16 protein-coding genes are annotated in these 18,817 nt (G+C 41.5%); all 16 read right to left on the reverse strand.

Annotated elements, in window-relative coordinates; genetic code table 11:
- Positions 1–2: 2 nt before the first annotated feature.
- Entirely contained in the window at positions 3–1,955 is a 1,953-nt protein-coding gene (locus tag EFT72_RS03385; RefSeq protein WP_124065499.1) for a right-handed parallel beta-helix repeat-containing protein, read from the reverse strand.
- Positions 1,956–1,984: 29 nt separating this feature from the next.
- Positions 1,985–3,706 carry an extracellular solute-binding protein gene (locus EFT72_RS03390; protein ID WP_124065500.1) on the reverse strand — a complete coding sequence of 574 codons (1,722 nt, stop codon included), beginning with the start codon at positions 3,704–3,706 and terminating at the stop codon, positions 1,985–1,987.
- Between the two features lie 33 nt (positions 3,707–3,739).
- Complete coding sequence (locus EFT72_RS03395; RefSeq protein WP_124065501.1) at positions 3,740–4,663, reverse strand: carbohydrate ABC transporter permease; 924 nt, start codon at positions 4,661–4,663, stop codon at positions 3,740–3,742.
- 20 nt (positions 4,664–4,683) lie between these two features.
- The gene (locus tag EFT72_RS03400; RefSeq protein WP_124065502.1) at positions 4,684–5,604 is read right to left on the reverse strand and encodes an ABC transporter permease subunit; all 921 of its coding nucleotides are present in this window, start codon (positions 5,602–5,604) and stop codon (positions 4,684–4,686) included.
- Between the two features lie 305 nt (positions 5,605–5,909).
- The gene (locus tag EFT72_RS03405; protein ID WP_124065503.1) at positions 5,910–6,968 is read right to left on the reverse strand and encodes a LacI family DNA-binding transcriptional regulator; all 1,059 of its coding nucleotides are present in this window, start codon (positions 6,966–6,968) and stop codon (positions 5,910–5,912) included.
- Positions 6,968–7,957 (reverse strand): Gfo/Idh/MocA family oxidoreductase, encoded by a 990-nt coding sequence (locus EFT72_RS03410; protein ID WP_124065504.1) that lies wholly within the window; start codon positions 7,955–7,957, stop codon positions 6,968–6,970. Before EFT72_RS03410 ends, EFT72_RS03405 begins: the two co-directional genes overlap by 1 nt.
- A gap of 98 nt (positions 7,958–8,055) precedes the next feature.
- Positions 8,056–9,108, reverse strand: a complete 1,053-nt coding sequence (locus EFT72_RS03415) for a hypothetical protein (protein WP_124065505.1) — start codon at positions 9,106–9,108, stop codon at positions 8,056–8,058.
- Positions 9,105–9,968, reverse strand: a complete 864-nt coding sequence (locus tag EFT72_RS03420; protein WP_124065506.1) for an L-ribulose-5-phosphate 3-epimerase — start codon at positions 9,966–9,968, stop codon at positions 9,105–9,107. Before EFT72_RS03420 ends, EFT72_RS03415 begins: the two co-directional genes overlap by 4 nt.
- Before the next feature lie 64 nt (positions 9,969–10,032).
- The gene (locus EFT72_RS03425) at positions 10,033–10,794 is read right to left on the reverse strand and encodes a DeoR/GlpR family DNA-binding transcription regulator (RefSeq protein WP_124065507.1); all 762 of its coding nucleotides are present in this window, start codon (positions 10,792–10,794) and stop codon (positions 10,033–10,035) included.
- A 97-nt stretch (positions 10,795–10,891) separates the two neighbouring features.
- Positions 10,892–11,194, reverse strand: coding sequence for a PTS sugar transporter subunit IIB (locus EFT72_RS03430; RefSeq protein ID WP_124065508.1), 303 nt, complete (start codon positions 11,192–11,194; stop codon positions 10,892–10,894).
- 17 nt (positions 11,195–11,211) lie between these two features.
- On the reverse strand, positions 11,212–12,690 hold the full coding sequence (locus tag EFT72_RS03435) for a PTS ascorbate transporter subunit IIC (RefSeq protein ID WP_124065509.1): 1,479 nt from the start codon (positions 12,688–12,690) through the stop codon (positions 11,212–11,214).
- Between the two features lie 15 nt (positions 12,691–12,705).
- Positions 12,706–13,167 (reverse strand): PTS sugar transporter subunit IIA, encoded by a 462-nt coding sequence (locus tag EFT72_RS03440; protein ID WP_206426601.1) that lies wholly within the window; start codon positions 13,165–13,167, stop codon positions 12,706–12,708.
- 20 nt (positions 13,168–13,187) lie between these two features.
- Positions 13,188–14,291, reverse strand: a complete 1,104-nt coding sequence (gene ulaG / locus EFT72_RS03445; protein WP_124065510.1) for an L-ascorbate 6-phosphate lactonase — start codon at positions 14,289–14,291, stop codon at positions 13,188–13,190.
- Positions 14,292–14,870: 579 nt separating this feature from the next.
- On the reverse strand, positions 14,871–16,025 hold the full coding sequence (locus tag EFT72_RS03450) for a LacI family DNA-binding transcriptional regulator (RefSeq protein WP_243109930.1): 1,155 nt from the start codon (positions 16,023–16,025) through the stop codon (positions 14,871–14,873).
- Positions 16,022–17,332 carry an Nramp family divalent metal transporter gene (locus tag EFT72_RS03455; RefSeq protein WP_124065511.1) on the reverse strand — a complete coding sequence of 437 codons (1,311 nt, stop codon included), beginning with the start codon at positions 17,330–17,332 and terminating at the stop codon, positions 16,022–16,024. The genes EFT72_RS03450 and EFT72_RS03455 overlap by 4 nt, the downstream gene beginning before the upstream one ends.
- A gap of 85 nt (positions 17,333–17,417) precedes the next feature.
- The gene (locus tag EFT72_RS03460; RefSeq protein WP_124065512.1) at positions 17,418–18,368 is read right to left on the reverse strand and encodes a dihydrodipicolinate synthase family protein; all 951 of its coding nucleotides are present in this window, start codon (positions 18,366–18,368) and stop codon (positions 17,418–17,420) included.
- Positions 18,369–18,817: the final 449 nt, after the last annotated feature.

Raw genomic sequence — 18,817 nt, forward strand, 5'->3', positions numbered from 1 at the left:
TTTCACAGTTTTCTTGGATCAATATGATAAACTCTTCCGGATACCAGTTCTTCAAAAGGCCCCGGCTTGCACGTATCATTTCTAAGAAACGCTCCGAAAAAATCATTGGATACCAGCAAATCTTTTGTTACTGGTTTAATATCTTCTATTTTTATCACGTAATGATGCCGTTCTCTTCCCCACATGGTCTCCCATGGATACTCAGCTGCAGAACGAAACACCAGCGTATAATAATCAGTATCTAGATCAACTTGAAAGGCTCCCTCCTGTCCCTCTTGATCAAATCCATAAAACTCCTGCCATGCAGGGAGATCTAGACAACTTGGAGGAGCCGGATATAGAATTCTCAAATATCCCCCGTTCATAGAAACATAAAGATTTCCTTCTGCCTGGTTCTTCTCCGTGGGCATTTTGATCGCTGCCTCCCCACATTCGTAGAAAATGTTGTTGATAAAATGGGCATCTCTTGATGTTCCTCCCCTGAGATTTCCATGCATGCGAAATGCAACCGGTTTTGCAAAATACCCCGCACTTTTGCATCTTCCAATTAAATTATGAGCAACATATAAGTGGTCTGTCCCTTCGCCATAAATGGCATATCCATTTACAACTCCATCCTCTTCCATCTTATACCAGCCTGATGAGCCAGGTTCCTGTATCACTTTTTCTGCATCAAATCTGCCTTCCACATTCCAGAATATATTATTATCAATCAAGTTAACACCGTCTCTGGTGCATTCGATGAAAACAGCCTCCCGTTGCTCAATTCCATCTAAAAACAAATTCTGTGTGATCCGATTATTCTCATTGTTGCAGTCCAGCCATAAATGATCTGCCCGAAATGTCTTTGTAAAAATATTTCTTCTGATCAGACTATTCCTGCAATTATGTATTTTTATGGCACCTGCTTCCCAGGACAGCTCCATCCTCTGCCAGCCTGTACCCTCGATCACATTATCTTCGATCAAAAGATTCTGCGCAAATAATCCGGCAATGCCGCATACCCCTGCATTTTTAATTCGGCAGCGGCGTATTATGGTATTTCCAATGATCTGATCCTCAGACACCGAATGATGCCAGCATTCATTCCCAATATCAATTCCCACACCATTTGCCCAATCCACTTCACAGTCTTCGATAATCCAGTGATGCCCCCTGAAACAGGAGATGGAACCCCTCTGGGGCACTGGGGCACCGGTAGCTGCATGTGCACAGGTAATTCCTTTCACCTTGATATAAGATAAAAAGGGAATCTCCGGTGCAAAGCATTGTTCCCTGCATGTAATCTCCAGCCGATGTTTCTTTGGATCATCGTCTTTGCTTAATCGAACATGGACGGTCTGCCCATTGGCTTCCACCCAATACGCGTTCTCCTGTTCGCTTAACTGATGATAAAGGGATACCTGAACCAACGGCTTCCCATCACAAAAAACCATTCCACGCCGGTTTAGATACGTGGTCATATCGGTTTTGTCATATTCCAGAAATAATCTGTCATGAAGGATATTGACTGCACAAAATGGATTATATCCTTTAAAATCCTCTGGATTTAGCTTTATCTCCCAAATAGAAACTCCTTCTTCCTGTGCATCCGAAGAAAAATGGTTCCATCTCCAGCCCCGGCTGGGGGTGAAATTCTTTCCCTCTATGGAAGCTTTGATGCAAACCGGTTCGTTCTGCCAGGCTTCATAACAAATCATCCGATCCGGGCCGGTTCCGCCCATGGCAGGGTGTACGCATTCCCTGTACACACCGCCATGAATCCATACCCTGGTTCCCGGAACTGCAGCTGCAGCTGCTTCATTTATCGTCTGAAAGGGCTTTTGGATACTTCCATCACGTTCCTCTAATGCTCCAGCCTGATTGCAGTCCACATGCAGTTCTTGCTCATAACTTTGTTCCTGCTCCCAGAATGCGTTGCTTTTGCCCTCCGGAAGTATTGACGTTATATCCATGATTTCCCCTCCCTTATGAGTACTTTTTGCTATTTTACAGCCTTTTTTGCGTCTAGCTCGATCTGATACTTTTCTTTATCAAACTGAACCAGATCATCAAATCCCATTCCATCCATCTGTGTGCACATCTCATTCCAAAAAGAATCAAACTCTTCGTCATCCTTTGCATAAATCATTCTCCATGAATAATCACTGAACAGTTCGCTGCACTGATTGCGAATTATGGATATATCCGATGGATCACTGGGAAGGGACACGCTCACATTGGGGCTGATTAAAAGAATCTTGTTCTCTTTCATGTAATCAACCGGTTCTGCCGCACCGAATTTAGCTGCCCAGTCTTTTTTCATCTGTGTCATTGTGGCTGCTTTATAAGTACTCCAGTAATCTTTGTTATATGGTTCCCCGGTAGACGGATCTGTACTGATGGCATCCACCATCCATTGATTGATTGCATTATTTCCGTCGTTGTATCCGCCGCCTCCAAATTCGTCCGGTACGATCACATTGTCCATCAAAGCATTATCATTTATTAATGTATATTTTCCGTCACTGCCCACGGTATAGTTAAATGTTTTTAATCCATCATGCTCGTAAGTTAAGCCCTCAGGACTTGCATACCAATCCAGGAAATCCATAATTCTTTGATATTTGGCATCCTCTACTTGAGAACCTACAGCAAAAACACGACCACTGCCATAATAGGTATCTGCATCTGCATAATAGGTCTGGTCCTTAACCGGTGTATAAATAAATGCGGTGCCATCCTTTAACCGGTCCTGCGTATTCCAAAAACCCGTCTGCCAGCTATACCACATTAAGTACACTCTGCCCGTTTTCATCTTATCACAGGCCGTATTCCAATCCTGGGTACCGGAATCGGGATCCACAAGCCCTCTTCTGTTTGCATCATTTAAGAAATGAAGCATCTTATAATAAGTACCATCTTTGCTGTTAACCGGTATAAATGTATTATCTGGCTTTAAAAGAAGGGAGCCTTTGATTTTTTCCCCATACCAGGTTGTCAGCTGTGTGACATTGGCGATTCCTAACATTCCGTCTCCACCATCCCAGTCAGACCACAAAGAGAAGGGATAAGCCAGATCTCCGGCTTCGTTGGTCGGATGTGCCTTCATCATCTGTTCCAGAACATCTAAAAGTTCATCCGTATTCTTTATATCTGGACACCCCATTTCTGAATAAAGATCCCATCGCAAAAGCGGACTAGACTGAATTACGTCCTGGGAATAGGAGGTGGGTGATGTATTGGTCATCTGACAGGGAATTCCATAGGTTTTTCCTTCCTTGTTTTCTGGCAATGCCTGATTTAAAACATCGATCTGATCCTGATACCCCATTAAATTAGGATAATTTTTGATATCCGCCGTAATATCCTTAATTAATCCTGCTTTTACACAGTCCGTAAAATCGGTGCGTTCCACCACAACAATATCTCCTAAATTTCCTGTACTGCACCGGGTCTGGTAGATCCCATCCCCAGCTACCTGTGGCGATATCATGTTTAGTTCTATGTTAAACTTATCTTTTACTACTTTTGCAAACCACCCAGTCTGAGTCCCCTGATAATTTGCTGCAACATCATAAATATCAAATTTCATTGGTTCGTCGTAGTTGCCTGTGTCAGAGGCGGCGGTTGTTCCCTGTTTTGCTGCGGGACTGCCACATCCAGCCACCAAAACTGACACCATAGCTACCGACAGCATTTTTAAAGTTCTTCTTTTTACGTTCATACACTGCTCCCTTCTTTCTATTTGCAATTGTTATTATCCTTTCACAGCACCAATCATGATTCCTTTTACAAAAAATCTCTGAAAAATCGGGTAAATCAATATAATCGGTGCCACAACTACAATCGTAACGGTCATTCGGATGGATGTTGCAGTCTGGGAATGTGCCAGACTTGCCGCCATCTGTGCGGAGGAGGCATTGCTATTGGCGAGTGCCTTTAAGGAGCTTGCCTGGTTGATGTACTGATAAAGAGTAAATTGCAAGGTATACAGCCGGTTATCCGTTACCAAAAGTAACGTATCCTGAAACGCATTCCATTGCGCTACAGCCGTAAAGATTGCAACCGTTGCAAGGATGGGTTTAATCAAAGGGGTAATAATCTGAACAAATATTTTCAGTGTACCGGCCCCGTCAATTTCCGCCGCATCTTGCAATTCCCTTGGGATAGACTCCACAAATGTTTTACACAGAACAATATAAAAGGGGGATACTGCAACCGGTAAAATGTAGCCCCAGAAATTATTGGTTAAATGAAGATTTCGCATTGTGATGTACCAAGGAATAATGCCGGCATTAAAATACATAGTTGCAACTACAAATCGATACCAGAATTTTCTCTTCCACATAGTTTCTTTCGTAAACATATAGCCAAGAAAAGCAGCAATGAATACCGTAACAATTGTCCCTACCAATGTCCTGGCCACAGAAACTTTGAGAGCGGTAAACAGTCCGGAGATCTTAAGAACAGAAACATAATTATTAAAATGGATCCCAATCGGCCAGAGAAGAATTTTTCCCCTTTCACTTAAATCATTGGCACTAATGGTATTAATGAATATGTAGTAGAACGGATAAACACATATAAAGGTAAAAAACAAATAGACAATACAGGTAATGGTATCAATCATACGGTCTTCAAAACTTTGTTTTCTTTTATGTTTTTTAACGTTTTCTCTCATAGCTTCTCCCTTCTGCCTCATTAAACAAATCCTTCCCCTCTGACCATTTTAGATACCTGATTTGTTGCACACAACAAAAATACGCTTACGATACTCTTAAATATACTAATGGCAGTAGACAGAGAATATCCCCCACTTCCCATTGCAATGTTGTAAACATACAAATCCAACACCTGTATGTAGTCCTTATTAAAGGCATTTTGAAAAACATAGAATTGTTCCATTCCATTTGTCAGGAAATTAGCAAGATTTAGCATTACCAATACAAAAAATGTGGGAATTAAACCAGGGATTGTTATATGCCAGATAATCTGCATTCTCGTGGCCCCATCCACTCTGGCCGCTTCTTTCATCTGTTCATCAATCCCGGATATGGCCGCAATATACATAATCGCTGCCCACCCTGCATTCTTCCAGGTAAGCCACAGCCACATTTTCAGCCATATATGATCTGCAGACTGAAGAAAAAGCTGGGGTGACTGAATAATTCCCAAATTCATCAATAAGCTGTTTACGACACCCGTGCTGCAAAATACGCAGTATGCAATGGAATACACCAAAACCCAACTGATGAAATTAGGTAATGTAGTGGCTGTCTGGACAAATACTTTAAATGGTCTCCATTTGATTTCATTAAGAAAAACAGCAAAAATCATGGGAAACCAGGAAAACAGAAGGCTTAACCCACTGATCGCAAAGGTGTTTCTTAAAACAGCCAGCAGCTGCCTTACCTTTACATCATTGGTAAACAGGGAGGAAAACCATTTGAAACCCACAAACTGATCCATACGAAGCGGAAACGGTGGCTTATAATCAAAAAACGCATAAACCCAGCCATATAACGGATAATACGAAAACACAGCAACTAAAAGAAGAAATGGTAACACATACATAAATTCTCTGAATGCCCTTGCCTTTTTCCTGTCAGTAAACATTTTCATGAAAACCATCCTTTCCTGTTCTTACAGTTTCACAACATTTTAAGGATATGCATCTCCTTTTGTAAATCGTTTTACTTGTTCACTGGAATTATATCCCAGAACTTAAGCACAGTCAACAAATATTACATTTAAATTGTGTCATTTGTATATTTTACACAACACTTATTCTATTTTATTATACTTTATTACTATGTTTTTCTCGTTAAATTTATGTATAAATCGTTTTACGTTTTCACCTTTCTATCATGTGATATGAAAATAGCAGATATGGCTTAAAATCACCACATCTGCTTTCCATTTTGTTCCTATATTTTTTCTATAACAATTTTTTTAACCGATTTTCTGAAAATAAGGGAACACGGAAAAGAAATTTCCTCAACCTGGTTCGCTTTTTGTTCTACTTGCTCCTCTAATGTCTGAATTAATAACTCCGCCGCCTTTTTCCCAATTTCTTTTAGCGGGAGTGCAGCCGTCGTCAGTGCTGGTCGAAAATATTCAGCAATTATCTGATCATCAAAACCCACTACTGAAATATCCTCTGGTGCTTCTAGTCCATTCTCTTCTAAATAATCATAAACTCCACCTGCAATAATATCGGAAAAGCAAAAAATTGCTGTAACTTTCTTTTTCATCAGGGTTTCTGCCCCCTTATATCCACATACCCGATCCCAGCTTCCATAACATACAAGATCTGGATTGTAGAAGATCTTCCGGTCAAACAAGGCTTTCTGATATCCCAAAAGCCGCTTATCCATATGGATGTTGTCTTTTCTTCCCCCGATAACGCCGATCCTTTTATGTCCCATTTTCAGAAGATATTCTGTCATATCATATCCACCCTTTTCGTCATCAATTACAACAGAAGGAAAACGGGGCGTATGAGTATATCCGTATGTCATAACTGCCGGTATTTTTAAATCCTCAGAGAAGCAGCACATGTTTCTCGCATGACCCGGCACATATATGATCCCATCTACTTTAATAGACAAAAGCTCCTGTATCGCCGGGTTTAAAACAGAGTAATATTCCTCTTCATCATGATACCATTGTTCCTTCCATCTGGCATACAAACGTAGATTCACCATAATTGTTCTGTAATTTTTTTCCTCGCAATAAGACATAATACTTTCAATAATAATAGGGGCGGAAAAAAGTGAAATATCCTCTGCAATAATCCCGATTAGTTTTGTCTTTTTCTTGCGGAGTCCCCGGGCGATATAGTTGGGTTGATAGCCAGTTTCTTTGATTACCTGTAATACCTTTTGCCTTGTTTCTTCACTTACTTTTGGTATCCCATTTAAAATGTTCGATACCGTAGATACGGATACGTCACATCTTTTTGCAATATCCTTCAATGTTACCATTACCATTGCTCCTCTTCATCTGCGGGAAACTTTATAGATAGCTGTCTTCTGACTTCATCCATCATTTGAAGCTCCATACGTGAGGATCTCATCGACTCATGCCAGTCCCGCTCTCCCTTGATCTGCCCAATCCATTCCTTGATTTCATAAATCATATTGGATTCTGGCTCACGTGACATTAACACTTCAGTCTCTCCATTCTTTCCATAAAATGTTATCTTACATGGATTTGGTATCTCTTCAATCACAAGGGTTCCATCTTCCCCCTGAATCTGACTGGGAATATGACTATCGGATATCTTAGAGTAAATGAGTTCTGCCTGCATTTGTTCATATCTGGCTAGAATCGTTCCTGCTCCATCCACACCATTATGAAGAAAGATAGCATCTGATATAATTTTATTAGGTAAGCCAAAAAGCTTAACCAACGGGTGGATACAGTACACTCCGATATCCATCAAAGCCCCATTGGAAAACAAGGGGTTAAACGAATTCTCTATCACTCCCTTTTTAAAATTGTCATATCTAGAAGAGTATTTGCAAAACTGGAAACTAACTCTGCGTATGAGTCCCAATCGGTGCAGATTATCTTGTATCACCGCAAATCCAGGATCAAAAACCGAACGCATGGCTTCTAATAATACGACATGGTTTTTATCAGCAGTCTCTATTAATTTGTCAAGTTCCAATTGATTGGATGTAATTGTTTTTTCACACAACACATGTTTTCCATGAGAGAGCATTAAGATTGACTGTTCAAAATGCAGGCTATTGGGACTGGCAATGTATACTGCGTCCACATCCTTTGAATTCGCAAGACCCATTAAATCGGTGCAATATCTACATGCACTATATTCTGCTGCAAATGCTTTTGCCTTCTCCTCATCCCTTGAATACGAAGCGATATATAAAAGTTCACTGCTTTTAGCTGCAGCTTCAAGAAATTTTCGAACAATAAAATTAGTTCCTATGGTAGCAAAACGTATCATGTACTTCTCCTTTCTCAAAATGTATTTCAATACATTCAAGTGCTCATAAAGTTACTCCTATAATATCACTACTTTCAAACACTTACAATCGTTTCAGACTAAGAGTTTGTCACAAGGTACATGGCAATCTCATCGATTTCCCGGTTTGTACTGATTAATAAATCTTCCCCATCTTTTTTCAGATGCAGGACACTAGCCGGTCCGCAGTCCTGATCAAGAATTTCCCATTGGTATGTCTGCCGCTCTTTGTTCCAGGTAAAGCAAAGGAGATTCCGTTCCCCCTGCCTGTGTCCCACCACAAGAGCCGGCTTTCCACATAAATCCCCTCCAAAAATTGCATGAGAAAATTCTGCCGGTTTTTCATATTCATATACCTTCTGATAACTGCCCTCTGTTTTTTTATAAATGGAAATACAGTCACCGTGGAAAGGAGACAGGACTGCAAGTTCTTTTTCCCCATCCTCATCAAAGTCCACCAGAACCGCATCGCTGGCAGGAGTTCCAAGAAGCTTGCGGACATCCCATGGCTCTCCGGTCCGAACAGGCGGAATAAATTGTCGGATTCCACCTTCAAAGGACACAAGCCCAGTATCCATCCCATCTTCTTCCACTCGGTAATAGCCGTGATTTTTAATCAGTCCCTCCATTATGACCTCAAGTTTTAAAGGACTGGATTCACAAAGACCGCCAAGAACCTTGGGAAGCTCTGCGGCATAAACCTTGCCGGGGCTTGACCAGTCTTCCTTATACGCATGACCTGATTTTAAGGTGCAGGCCAGAAGATAACTGGTTTTTCCCCTTTTGAGTATGTCAAAGCGGTGAACATGGGGAAGCACCGCAATGGTCCTTACCTGCCACTTTCCCAAATCATCAGGAGTTACCAGAACAATCTTTGCCTCTTTGGAATCATTGGGGGAATAAAATTTATGAGTTGCAAGAAACTGCCCGTCTGTACCGGGTACCTGCACCATGGACATGGTACCGCCCGGTCCGTCCCAGATGGTATCCACTTTATTACCGTCCATGTCAAACAACAGGCATGGATCTTCTTTTTCAGCCGCTACCAGAAAATGTTCTTTTCCTTTATAATATAAAGGAGCGACAGAATAACATTTTTTCAAATGCTCCAACACCTTTTTCTCTGCTTTCATTCCTCACACTCCTCTTTGCACTGTTTATCAAGAATCTCTGTCATCCGTTTATTGGCATCATAAAGATCTCTCATCCACTGGGTATTTCCAGTGTACCAGAACTCCGCTACATACTTTCTAATTCCCAGTTCCCAGGCTGTTTTAATGGCACTTTCAAAATCCACATGCCCTGTACCAAAGGGGATTTCACGGAACTTTCCGGGAACAGTTTCTTTTAAATGCATGGCGACCAGATGACCTTTTCCCGCACGTAAGTCATCGAATGCATTGATCCCGTAGGTTTTGGCTGCGTTGGTGATATTTCCGATATCCGGATAGACGTTTAAATACATAGATGATACCAGCTTTACATATACCATGGATTTTTCCACTGTATTCATGAATTCCGTTTCCATGGTTTCAAACCCCAATACAACACCTAAGCGCGCTGCGATCTCTGTTGCTTTCTTTAGGTTTTCCAAAAAATACTGTTTGGTCTCTTCGTTTGAATCCTCATAATATACATCATAGCCAGCCAGCTGGATGATCCTGACCCCCAGATCATCGGCCAGCTGGATTGCTTTCTTCATAATCTCCATCCCCATTTCCCGCACAGCCGGATCCTGGCTTCCAAGGGGATATTTGCGATGACCGCTTAAGCACATGGTGCGGATCGGCAGTCCCACAATCTTCATTGTATTGATTAATTCCAATCGTTCTGCCTGTGACATGGATAAACGGTTTAACTTCTCATCAGATTCATCAATACTGATTTCCACAAAATCATAACCGGCAGCTTTTGCAGCTTCCAGCTTTTCTTTCCAGCCAAGCCACGCAGGCATGGATTTCTCATATAATCCAAGGGTATATGCCTTTTCCATAAATTTGCCTCCATAAAAGATGCAATCAACATGGAAGCCCGGGCATTGTTCCACTATGATTGGTTCAAAAATCTGACCGGTGGACCACAAAAACTTCCACCCCTTTTTCTCTGATTATATCCAGAGCTTCTGCAGATGCCTTCTCATCGGTGATTAAATACTTAATTTTCTCAATCGGACAGCTTACAAAGCTGCTGTTTTTTCCGATCTTTGTATGATCTGCCAGAACGTATACATCCTGGGTTGCATGACCTACCATCATTTCGTTGATGCTGACTTCATTAAAGATCTCCGTTGTCATACCGTTTTCCCCGCTGATTCCGGAGCAGCCGATAAATGCCTTCTTCGCATAGATCGTCTGTAAGTTACGGATCGCAAAATCTCCCACCATCGCTTCTTTTGGATAGCGCAGTTCACCGCCTGTCAGTACTACATTCACTTCCTGGGAGTGCTCACAGTGAATCGCTTTTCCGTTATTGGTTATGACGGTAACATTAGAACAGGAAATGGATTCCAGTATTTTTAATGCATTGCTGCTCGTATTGATAAACACCGTATCATTATCTGACACAAATTTAGCAGCAAATTCGGCGATCAGCCTTCGGTATAAAGAGACCTCATCGAAAGGGCTTCCGGAAGCGATGGCTCCTCCATGCGTACGGACCAGAAGCTTCTTATCTTCTAAATACTGCAAATCTCTTCGTATGGTAATAAGTGATACCTCTAGTGCTTCCGCTAGTTCATCCACCCGCACCCTAGGATTTTTCTTCATCAATTCCAGGATGCGGTTTCTTCTGTTCTCAACACAAGCTCTGTCTTTTTTCATTGTTTTCCCTCTCAACTCATAAAGATATGATTCTTTTTCCTTATTATAGCCTGTTCAGAAGCCTGTGTCACTTATTTTATGTTCGTTTTGATTGAAATCAAAGAATTCCATTCTCTTTCATTTTTTGTTCCATCTCCTGTGGAGACATGATATTTCTCAAACCGATCACCAGAGTTCCTTTTTCTTTGGCACCCTGAAACATACTGGCGAAATTCTGTGCGCAAAAGACAACATCATACTGAGCGGCTGCCGTTTTTCCTTCTGATAAGGAGCAGTGATGAACCTTTGTGGGCTTTATACCTGCCTTATCAAGAACCTTTTGCATTGTCATTTTCATCATTAGACTGGAGCCAGCCCCATTGGCACAGCAAACCATAAAGCTCCTATTTTCTTTTGACATATTCATTCTCCTTCCTTCTATTTGATATCCTTTAATTCTTTATAGGCTTCGTAATCCTCTGTGATAAGGAAATAACCTTTTTTGTCCTTCCGATACTGAATCTGAGGTATTGCAAGTAAAACGGCTACTACAATCACCACTCCGGCATAGCTTAAATACTTCATCGCTGCGGTCATAACCGGCCATATAACTGCCCAGTCCCACATCCCTAAATACCCGCCGTAGGCTGCCATACCAACCCAGCCTGCGATGATGGCAGATCCGAATACCTGACAGATTCCGGAAAAGAACGGTAATATGAGAGCTGCCTTAACTCCGCCTTTTTCATTGGCAAATACGGCAATGGTTGCATTGTCAAAAAATACCGGAACGAAACCACAGATTACAAGCACAGGACTCTTTAATAAAATCAGTGCAGCAATCGCCAGGATCTGACCAGCAAAGCCTGCAAGGAAACCAAGAGGTACGGCATTGGCAGAACCAAATCCGAATACAACAGCACAGTCAACTCCCGGAAGAGAACCAGGAAGAAGCTTATCTGCAATTCCCTGGAAGGACGCGGTCAGTTCTGTAACGAAGGTTCTGACACCCAGCTGAAGAATTGCCAAGTAAACAGAAAAATAAAGACAGGTCTGAATCACATAGAAGAACATGCTGGCTCCCTCTTTCATGAACTCTTGTTCCACCAGATAGTCTCTTCCTAAAATACAAAGGATTGCTCCAAAGAAAACGATCATCAATATGGAGGTACATACCATGTTTTCATTGAAGATAGACATAAAACCAGGAAGCTCGATTTCATCTATCTTTTTCACTTCTTTACCATTCTTCTTTTTGCCAAACAGCTTTTCTGCCAGCCAAGTATTAATTGCAATCCCGAACATCTGCTGATGCGCAAGACAGAAGCCTGCGCCATCAGTCAGTTCCTGACAGGGCTTGATTGTTAAGTTAGAACCAACCGCCCAGTATGCTCCCAGAATTAATGCCATTACTGTTATTAGAGCTGCATTATTATTTAACAGAAATGGACAGGCAAAGAGGATAAGCCAGTAAGCAGTGGCAGCCTGCTGCACCTGAACATGGCCTGTGGTAAACAAGGCTCTTAACTTTGTCACCTTGCTGAATCGAACCAGGATAATATTTACGATGAAAGCGATTAAAAGCAGAATCATAGCATTACCAAATCCCTTGCCGAACACCTCTTCCACTCCCGCTGTTACCGCGTTCTGTCCGAAGTAAGGATCAATTACCATGGCATTCATATTGAAACGGTCTTTTAAACCGACAAGTACAGGACGGAAATTGCTGACCAGGCCTCCCGAGCCAACGGTCAGAATTAGATATCCTACAATTGCTTTAATGACTCCGGCAAGAACATCATACCAGGGCTTTCCTAACAGCACATAACCAATCATAACGATCAAGCCAATCATAAAAGCTGGCTGCTGTAATACATTGACTGCAAAATACGACCAAATCTTTAATAAAACCTCCATAAGAAACCCTCCCCATTATGAATCCAGATAATCGTTCTGAATCTTGATCAAGTCCTCTGGTGTATTCGCACTTAAAAGTGCTTTCACCGCCCCTTCATTCATCAAAAGCTCCGATAGCCTTGTCATGTTTTTCAAATGCTGCTCGGGATTGCAGGAAGCCAGGGTAAAGAAAAGCGTTGCATCCTTATCCGCATCACCTGGTTCAAAGCTGATCGGCTTGTTCAGCTTCATAAATCCGATTGCAGTTTTGTGCACCCCCAGTGCACCTTCCTGCGAATGCGGCATAGCAACATTTGGCATGATAATAATATAAGGCCCATATTTTCTAATACATTCAATGATCTCTTCCTTATAATTTGCCTCCACTGTCCCGTCCGCTTCTAACGTTTCACAGCTCATCCGGACCGCATCCTCCCAGGTGGCTGCTTTCTCCGCAAATTTATAATGCCCCAATTCTACAAATTCTCTTAACAGCATGGTTAACCCTCCCCAAATGCCTACAAACAGGACCTATATGGTATATTCTGCGGAGCATCAAAGCAATCCTCAAACCCTCTCGGATGGTGGTATGCCTTCTTCTCCCTGTCTGTTGGATAGACATATTTTCCGCCTACTTCCCAGAAGAAAGGATGGAAACGGTAATCCAGGCGGTCCTTTTTCATATCATAAAGTACCCGTATTTCGTTAACATCTGCCATAAAGTTGCTCCATACATCATAGTGAATCGGAATGACCACATCACTTTTTAACGCCTCCGCCATGCGAAGCACATCACAGGAAGTCATCTTATCAGCCAGCCCTACAGGGTTTTCTCCATAGGAAGCAAATGCCACATCAACCTTATAATCTTTGCCATGCTTCGCAAAGTAAATGGAGTAATGGGAATCACCGCTGTGATAAATGTTTCCTCCCGGAGTTTTGATTAAGTAATTGACTGCCTTGTCATCCATATCAGTGGGACAGGTTCCGGTGAGTTCCTCTCTGTCCTCTCCTGTGGAATCCGTTGTCACGAGACAGGTTCTGTCGAAGGAATCAAGGACTACGATCTCCACGTCTTTCATCTTAATGGTGTCACCGGGACGCACCACTTTGCAGCGTTCTTTGGGAACTCCCCATTTCATCCAGGTCTCCACGGATTTTAAAGGCCCGATAAATGGCACTGGAATTTCATTCCCCTCTTCATCTGTAGTCGTCATGCCGCTTTGAATCACGTGAGCCGCATATTCTGCACTCATGTGATCCTGATGATAATGAGTTGCTAAAACTCCATCCACCTTTTTGATGGCAAATGGATCAATGACAAAGGGCACCGCTCTTAAATTGGGCTGCATCTTTCTGGCTCCACACATATTGGCCATCTGATGCCCTTCTGCCATTTTTCCGTCTCCATGAGTCCGCTTTCCGTTTCCACACCATAAATCGATGGTCAAATTACAACCACCTGGTGTTTTAAACCAGATTCCGGTACAGCCTAACCACCACATTGCCACAGTGCCTGGTTTAACTTCCTCCCTTTCAATTTCTTCATTCAGCCAGGTTCCCCACTCCGGAAACGTGCTCATGATCCATGATTCTCTGGTCGTTTCGCTCACCTTGCTCATACTACCTTCTCCTTTGATCTTAATGCTTGTTTTTTATGTTCGTTTTGTTTCTGCAATGCCATATTAACATGATTGATATTGATTTTCAATAGCTTTATATGTTCGTTTTGCTTTTATATGTTCGTTATTGAAATTTTGTAATATCATACAGTTTTCTGTCAGTTTTTTGTGCATTTTTACATGGGTTGTTACCTCCCAGCCTCCGTATACTAGTTTGAAACAGGAGGTAAATCAACATGATTCCGGATAAAATTTATTATGAATCAGGCGGATTGTTAAAAGAGAAATATAAGGATATTCCATGGGTTTCCATAGAAAGCTTCCTTCATTGAAGCGTCTGTTGGTAATAGGAGTCAGAAAAAAAGATATGACCATTTTGTATATAGTCAGAAAGAAGAAATCTTACTGCTTCTTTTGCAATGCAGTATAAGATGTGATTTAATAAGAGGATCTGTGGGAAGCTTATCCACCTCCCAGTTTATCTCGCTGTTTGTAGTTCATGCAGGGTTTATTCTTTTATGGAAATCAGGAAAAAAAAGAACGAACTCCAATAATTTATCCATTGGCCCGTTTGAAGGTCTAAGTAGTTTCTCTCTCTATGAGCGAAGCTTCAAAAACCTTATGAAACGGGCTGCTTTTTTTATCCGGTTCCGATTCAATATCAGAGACAATCATCTTTGTCACTTCTTCTCCCATCTCTTTTGCCGGAACCTCCATGGAAGTCATTGCAGTCTCTAACATCCCTCCGATGGAGTGTCCAGTCAGACTGATGACCTTAATCTCATCTGGTACTTTTATTCCCCGCTCCTTTAACGCTCTGATCGCGCCAAGCCCCTGCATATCCACAGCTACCATAAGACCGTCCAGTTCATCCCCCTTTTCTATCAGCTCCAGGATTCCATTATAACCACCTTTAAAATAATCTCTTTGCGAGTACGCAGTACAAGAAACATATCCTTCTGCAGAAAGCTCGCGAATGGCTTTCCGGTATCCCTTATACCGCTCTTTATAAGGGATTATTTCCATTGATCCGTTAATAAACCCAATATGCCTGCACCCCTTACCATACAGGTATTGAACCGCTTCATAACCGCAGGCATAATAATTTGCCACAACACTGCTGAGTAAGTTGTCCTGATTTCTTACTATTTGCATCACAGATATTCCGCTGCTTTTTATATCTCTCAAAAGCCTTCCGTTCTGTCCGGTTGCAGCGATTAATATTCCGTCTACCAACCCGTTTCTCAGTCTGCTTAAGCATTCTTCTTCTGCATCCTGCTTGTCTTTTGTGTTGCATATAATAATGCTGTACCCCATCTTTCTTGCCTGTATTTCTATACCCTGTACCATTTCACCAAATATGGAAAAATTGATTTCGGGGATAACAACGCCGATCGTATGTCTTTTTCCCTGCCTCAGCCCCTTTGCCAGCAGATTAGGCTTATAACTTAACTGTTCTACTGCAGCATAAATTTTTTTCTTTGTCTCGGGATGTACGTATGAAGTATTGTTCAGAGCTCTTGATACCGTGCTTGCATCTACATTTGCCAGCCTTGCTACATCTTTCAATGTTGCCAATAAACCATCTTCTTTCCATATATAATCAATCGTCTTCCATTCTTTTATACCACACAGAAAATTCTTGTCAACCCAACCGGTCAGATTGTTCCGTAATAAAAAGTCCTCAGAGGCAATACTGACTCTGAAGACTTTTAAAATGATTCTACAAATCATGTAAATAATTTCATAATGGAATCAGCGAACTTTGGAATGACTGTATTAAGAGCTGAAATAGTCAGAACCAGACAAAACAGATAGCTGATTATCATGCAAATCCCTAATATTTTTGGCTGTTTTCCCCCTTTATTCACATCCTTATTCCAGATCAGCATACAGACAAAGAATCCTGATACCGGAGTCGCCACAGCTGTCATAATATTGGCAAATAAAATCAGCTGAGTCGGCGATCCATTATAAGAAAAGCAAATAACTGCAGCAATTGCAAGTACAACCATAGAACCGATTTTTATACTTTTGTGATCCAGATTCGTCGGTTTATCAAAACCGGCATTCAGTAAAACAACTGTACGATGGGTGTTACCCAGTAGCGAGGAAAATGCCGCCGCAAGAAGTGCAATCCCCATGACTGTATAAGCTGCTTTGCCCAGAAGCGGTACCATCATCTCTCCTAATTCAGCCGGGTTTTTAATTACAATTCCTGCTGGATGCAGCACAATGATACCAACCAGCATAACAGCTCCACTTATGAGGATAACCCCCCCAATATGAGTAATTGAGTCAACCATCATAGCGCCATTAAACAAATCCTCTTTGTCCCATTTCTTTTCTTTTCCCAGGTATGTACCATATACACCTGTGGTAACAGATGCACTGGTGCTGATAAATCCCAGAGCAGCTGCAAGGCTGCCTGCTGGAAATGACCAATGAGTAAGACCGCTTCCAAACTCTCCCCAAGATGGTCCTCCTGCAGATACCAGCGTGGCATAGTAAGCAATTATCATACCGATGATGCAGATAGTAATACCTTTTTCCACTTTGGAATAAACGCCTTTTGTTAGGTAACAGAATAGAGTGATCGTAATCATAATGATTGCACCTAATTTCCAGTTTATACCAAAAATCAGATTCATTCCTGATCCTGACCCTGATATGTTACCCATTGTGAAAAACATACATGATAAAAAGGAAGCGACTCCTACAAAGGCTGCTGCCCCTCCTCCGTAGTAATGCCGGATCGCATGGATAATTGGCTTTCCAGTAAGCAATGCAATCCGATAGTTTGTAAGTAAAAAAGTAACCCCCATAAACAGAATTGGAATAAACAGCCATATTATCCTATATCCATATCTTGCCCCCAGCATAGCTGCAGTTGTGATGGCTCCCGGACCTAATACAATTCCGGTAAGAACCAGTCCCGGACCGATTCTTTTCACTAACTTAAGAAACGGCAGCATTTTTACTGCTGAGCTGTCAAACGCTGCATCTGATGATCCTGCTGCTGTACCAATCGTTTCTTCCATAAACTGACCTCCACCTTAAGAGGTTCCGTTTACAATCCCCTCTTATAAACGGAACCAAAACAGTCACCATCTCCGAGTCAACTCTTTACAGAGTTATTTTAGATGTATAGCCGCTTCCTATCAAACCCTCTGATACCTGTTCTTTCTCTTCTTTTGTTAATGGAAGCACGGGACGCCGCATAAGTGCGGAAGAAAAGATACCTCTCTGGAAAAGTGCTTCTTTCATTCTGGCATGAGCTTCTCCTGAAGGCTGACCACCGCCGTAAATTGCTCTGGAGATCGGGAATATCTTGTTATCATATTCATGGATTTTTTTGAAATCTCCTGCCTTATAAGCTTTAAATGCCTCGGTGATCAATTCCGGAATACATGCCGCAAAACCAATTAATGCGCCATCCATGCCTGGGAATGTCAAAGAAGACATAAGGCTTTCATCATGACAGGTAATAAGTGATACGTGAGGTGCTTCTCTACGCAGAACACGGACATCGTTTTCATATAATGGTGTTACTCTGGTTCCCATCTTAATCGCCTTTACATGATCGATTTCTTTGCACATCTTAACCAGCGTATCAACCGGATAGAATGCCTTGCTGATGGCTGGATATAAATGAATAATAATGTCAATGTCTGCACCGTCTGCCACGTCTTTTATATAGTTAAAAGGTGCCTCTGGATGCATTCCAAAACGCAGCCACATGTGAGGAGGCATAAGTAAAATTCCGTCAGCACCTGCCTCTTTTACTTCCTTTGCCATCTCAATGGACTCTGCTGTATTTTCACAGTTGATTCCGGAAATGATGGTTAATCTGTCTCCTACCTCATCGGCCACAATTTCCACAACTTCTTTTCGTTCCTGTCTGGTTAATCCGGTGACCTCTCCAGTATGTCCATTGCACACAAGACCCTCAATTTCATCAAAACCGGCAAGCCAGTTGACATATTTTCTGAGTTCCCCCTCATTAATGCTGTAGTCATCGTTCATAGGTACGCAAATTGCAGGGAATATTGTTTTCCAATTTTTTACTTTTGACATTTTCGATCTCCTTTTGATGTAAGAATGTAATCAGTTAAGTTTCATATGCATTGCGCAGTGCATACGGTCCGGTTCACAGCTCGATCAAGCATAATATACAATTTAATTTAGATACAAACGTTTGTATATTGTGAATATATTATAACATTCAAAAATATCGTTGTAAATATAACCAATTATTTCTGCAATTTGTTGCATAAATTAGTGTTTTTTTAATTTCCCCTATTACCATTTAAAATGTCACCTAATGTTTCCGAAATTTCATTTAACTTCAGTTTTACATTTCGCATTTTTCGAATCAGCAGCAAGGAGGAAATAATTGGATGACGTATAATAGATTGCGCAAATTCAAATAAGCAAATAGACATAGTTTTTATCGTTTGGTAGAATTAAGTTACCACAACAAAATTTCCAAAGGAGGATAAAAACTATGTCTGAGAACATTATAC

This window comes from Clostridium sp. E02 (assembly GCF_003833015.1).
Classification (GTDB): domain Bacteria; phylum Bacillota; class Clostridia; order Lachnospirales; family Lachnospiraceae; genus Lacrimispora.

What these genes read in the sequence shown, in the direction of transcription:
- EFT72_RS03430 (WP_124065508.1), bottom strand. Translation starts at nt 11,194, where the DNA reads ATGTCAAAAGAAAATAGGAGCTTTATGGTTTGCTGTGCCAATGGGGCT.
- EFT72_RS03405 (WP_124065503.1), bottom strand. Translation starts at nt 6,968, where the DNA reads ATGGTAACATTGAAGGATATTGCAAAAAGATGTGACGTATCCGTATCT.
- EFT72_RS03450 (WP_243109930.1), bottom strand. Translation starts at nt 16,025, where the DNA reads ATGATTTGTAGAATCATTTTAAAAGTCTTCAGAGTCAGTATTGCCTCT.
- EFT72_RS03435 (WP_124065509.1), bottom strand. Translation starts at nt 12,690, where the DNA reads ATGGAGGTTTTATTAAAGATTTGGTCGTATTTTGCAGTCAATGTATTA.
- EFT72_RS03455 (WP_124065511.1), bottom strand. Translation starts at nt 17,332, where the DNA reads ATGGAAGAAACGATTGGTACAGCAGCAGGATCATCAGATGCAGCGTTT.
- EFT72_RS03460 (WP_124065512.1), bottom strand. Translation starts at nt 18,368, where the DNA reads ATGTCAAAAGTAAAAAATTGGAAAACAATATTCCCTGCAATTTGCGTA.
- EFT72_RS03390 (WP_124065500.1), bottom strand. Translation starts at nt 3,706, where the DNA reads ATGAACGTAAAAAGAAGAACTTTAAAAATGCTGTCGGTAGCTATGGTG.
- EFT72_RS03385 (WP_124065499.1), bottom strand. Translation starts at nt 1,955, where the DNA reads ATGGATATAACGTCAATACTTCCGGAGGGCAAAAGCAACGCATTCTGG.
- EFT72_RS03425 (WP_124065507.1), bottom strand. Translation starts at nt 10,794, where the DNA reads ATGAAAAAAGACAGAGCTTGTGTTGAGAACAGAAGAAACCGCATCCTG.
- ulaG (WP_124065510.1), bottom strand. Translation starts at nt 14,291, where the DNA reads ATGAGCAAGGTGAGCGAAACGACCAGAGAATCATGGATCATGAGCACG.
- EFT72_RS03410 (WP_124065504.1), bottom strand. Translation starts at nt 7,957, where the DNA reads ATGATACGTTTTGCTACCATAGGAACTAATTTTATTGTTCGAAAATTT.
- EFT72_RS03440 (WP_206426601.1), bottom strand. Translation starts at nt 13,167, where the DNA reads ATGCTGTTAAGAGAATTTGTAGAATTGGGGCATTATAAATTTGCGGAG.
- EFT72_RS03400 (WP_124065502.1), bottom strand. Translation starts at nt 5,604, where the DNA reads ATGAAAATGTTTACTGACAGGAAAAAGGCAAGGGCATTCAGAGAATTT.
- EFT72_RS03395 (WP_124065501.1), bottom strand. Translation starts at nt 4,663, where the DNA reads ATGAGAGAAAACGTTAAAAAACATAAAAGAAAACAAAGTTTTGAAGAC.
- EFT72_RS03420 (WP_124065506.1), bottom strand. Translation starts at nt 9,968, where the DNA reads ATGGAAAAGGCATATACCCTTGGATTATATGAGAAATCCATGCCTGCG.
- EFT72_RS03415 (WP_124065505.1), bottom strand. Translation starts at nt 9,108, where the DNA reads ATGAAAGCAGAGAAAAAGGTGTTGGAGCATTTGAAAAAATGTTATTCT.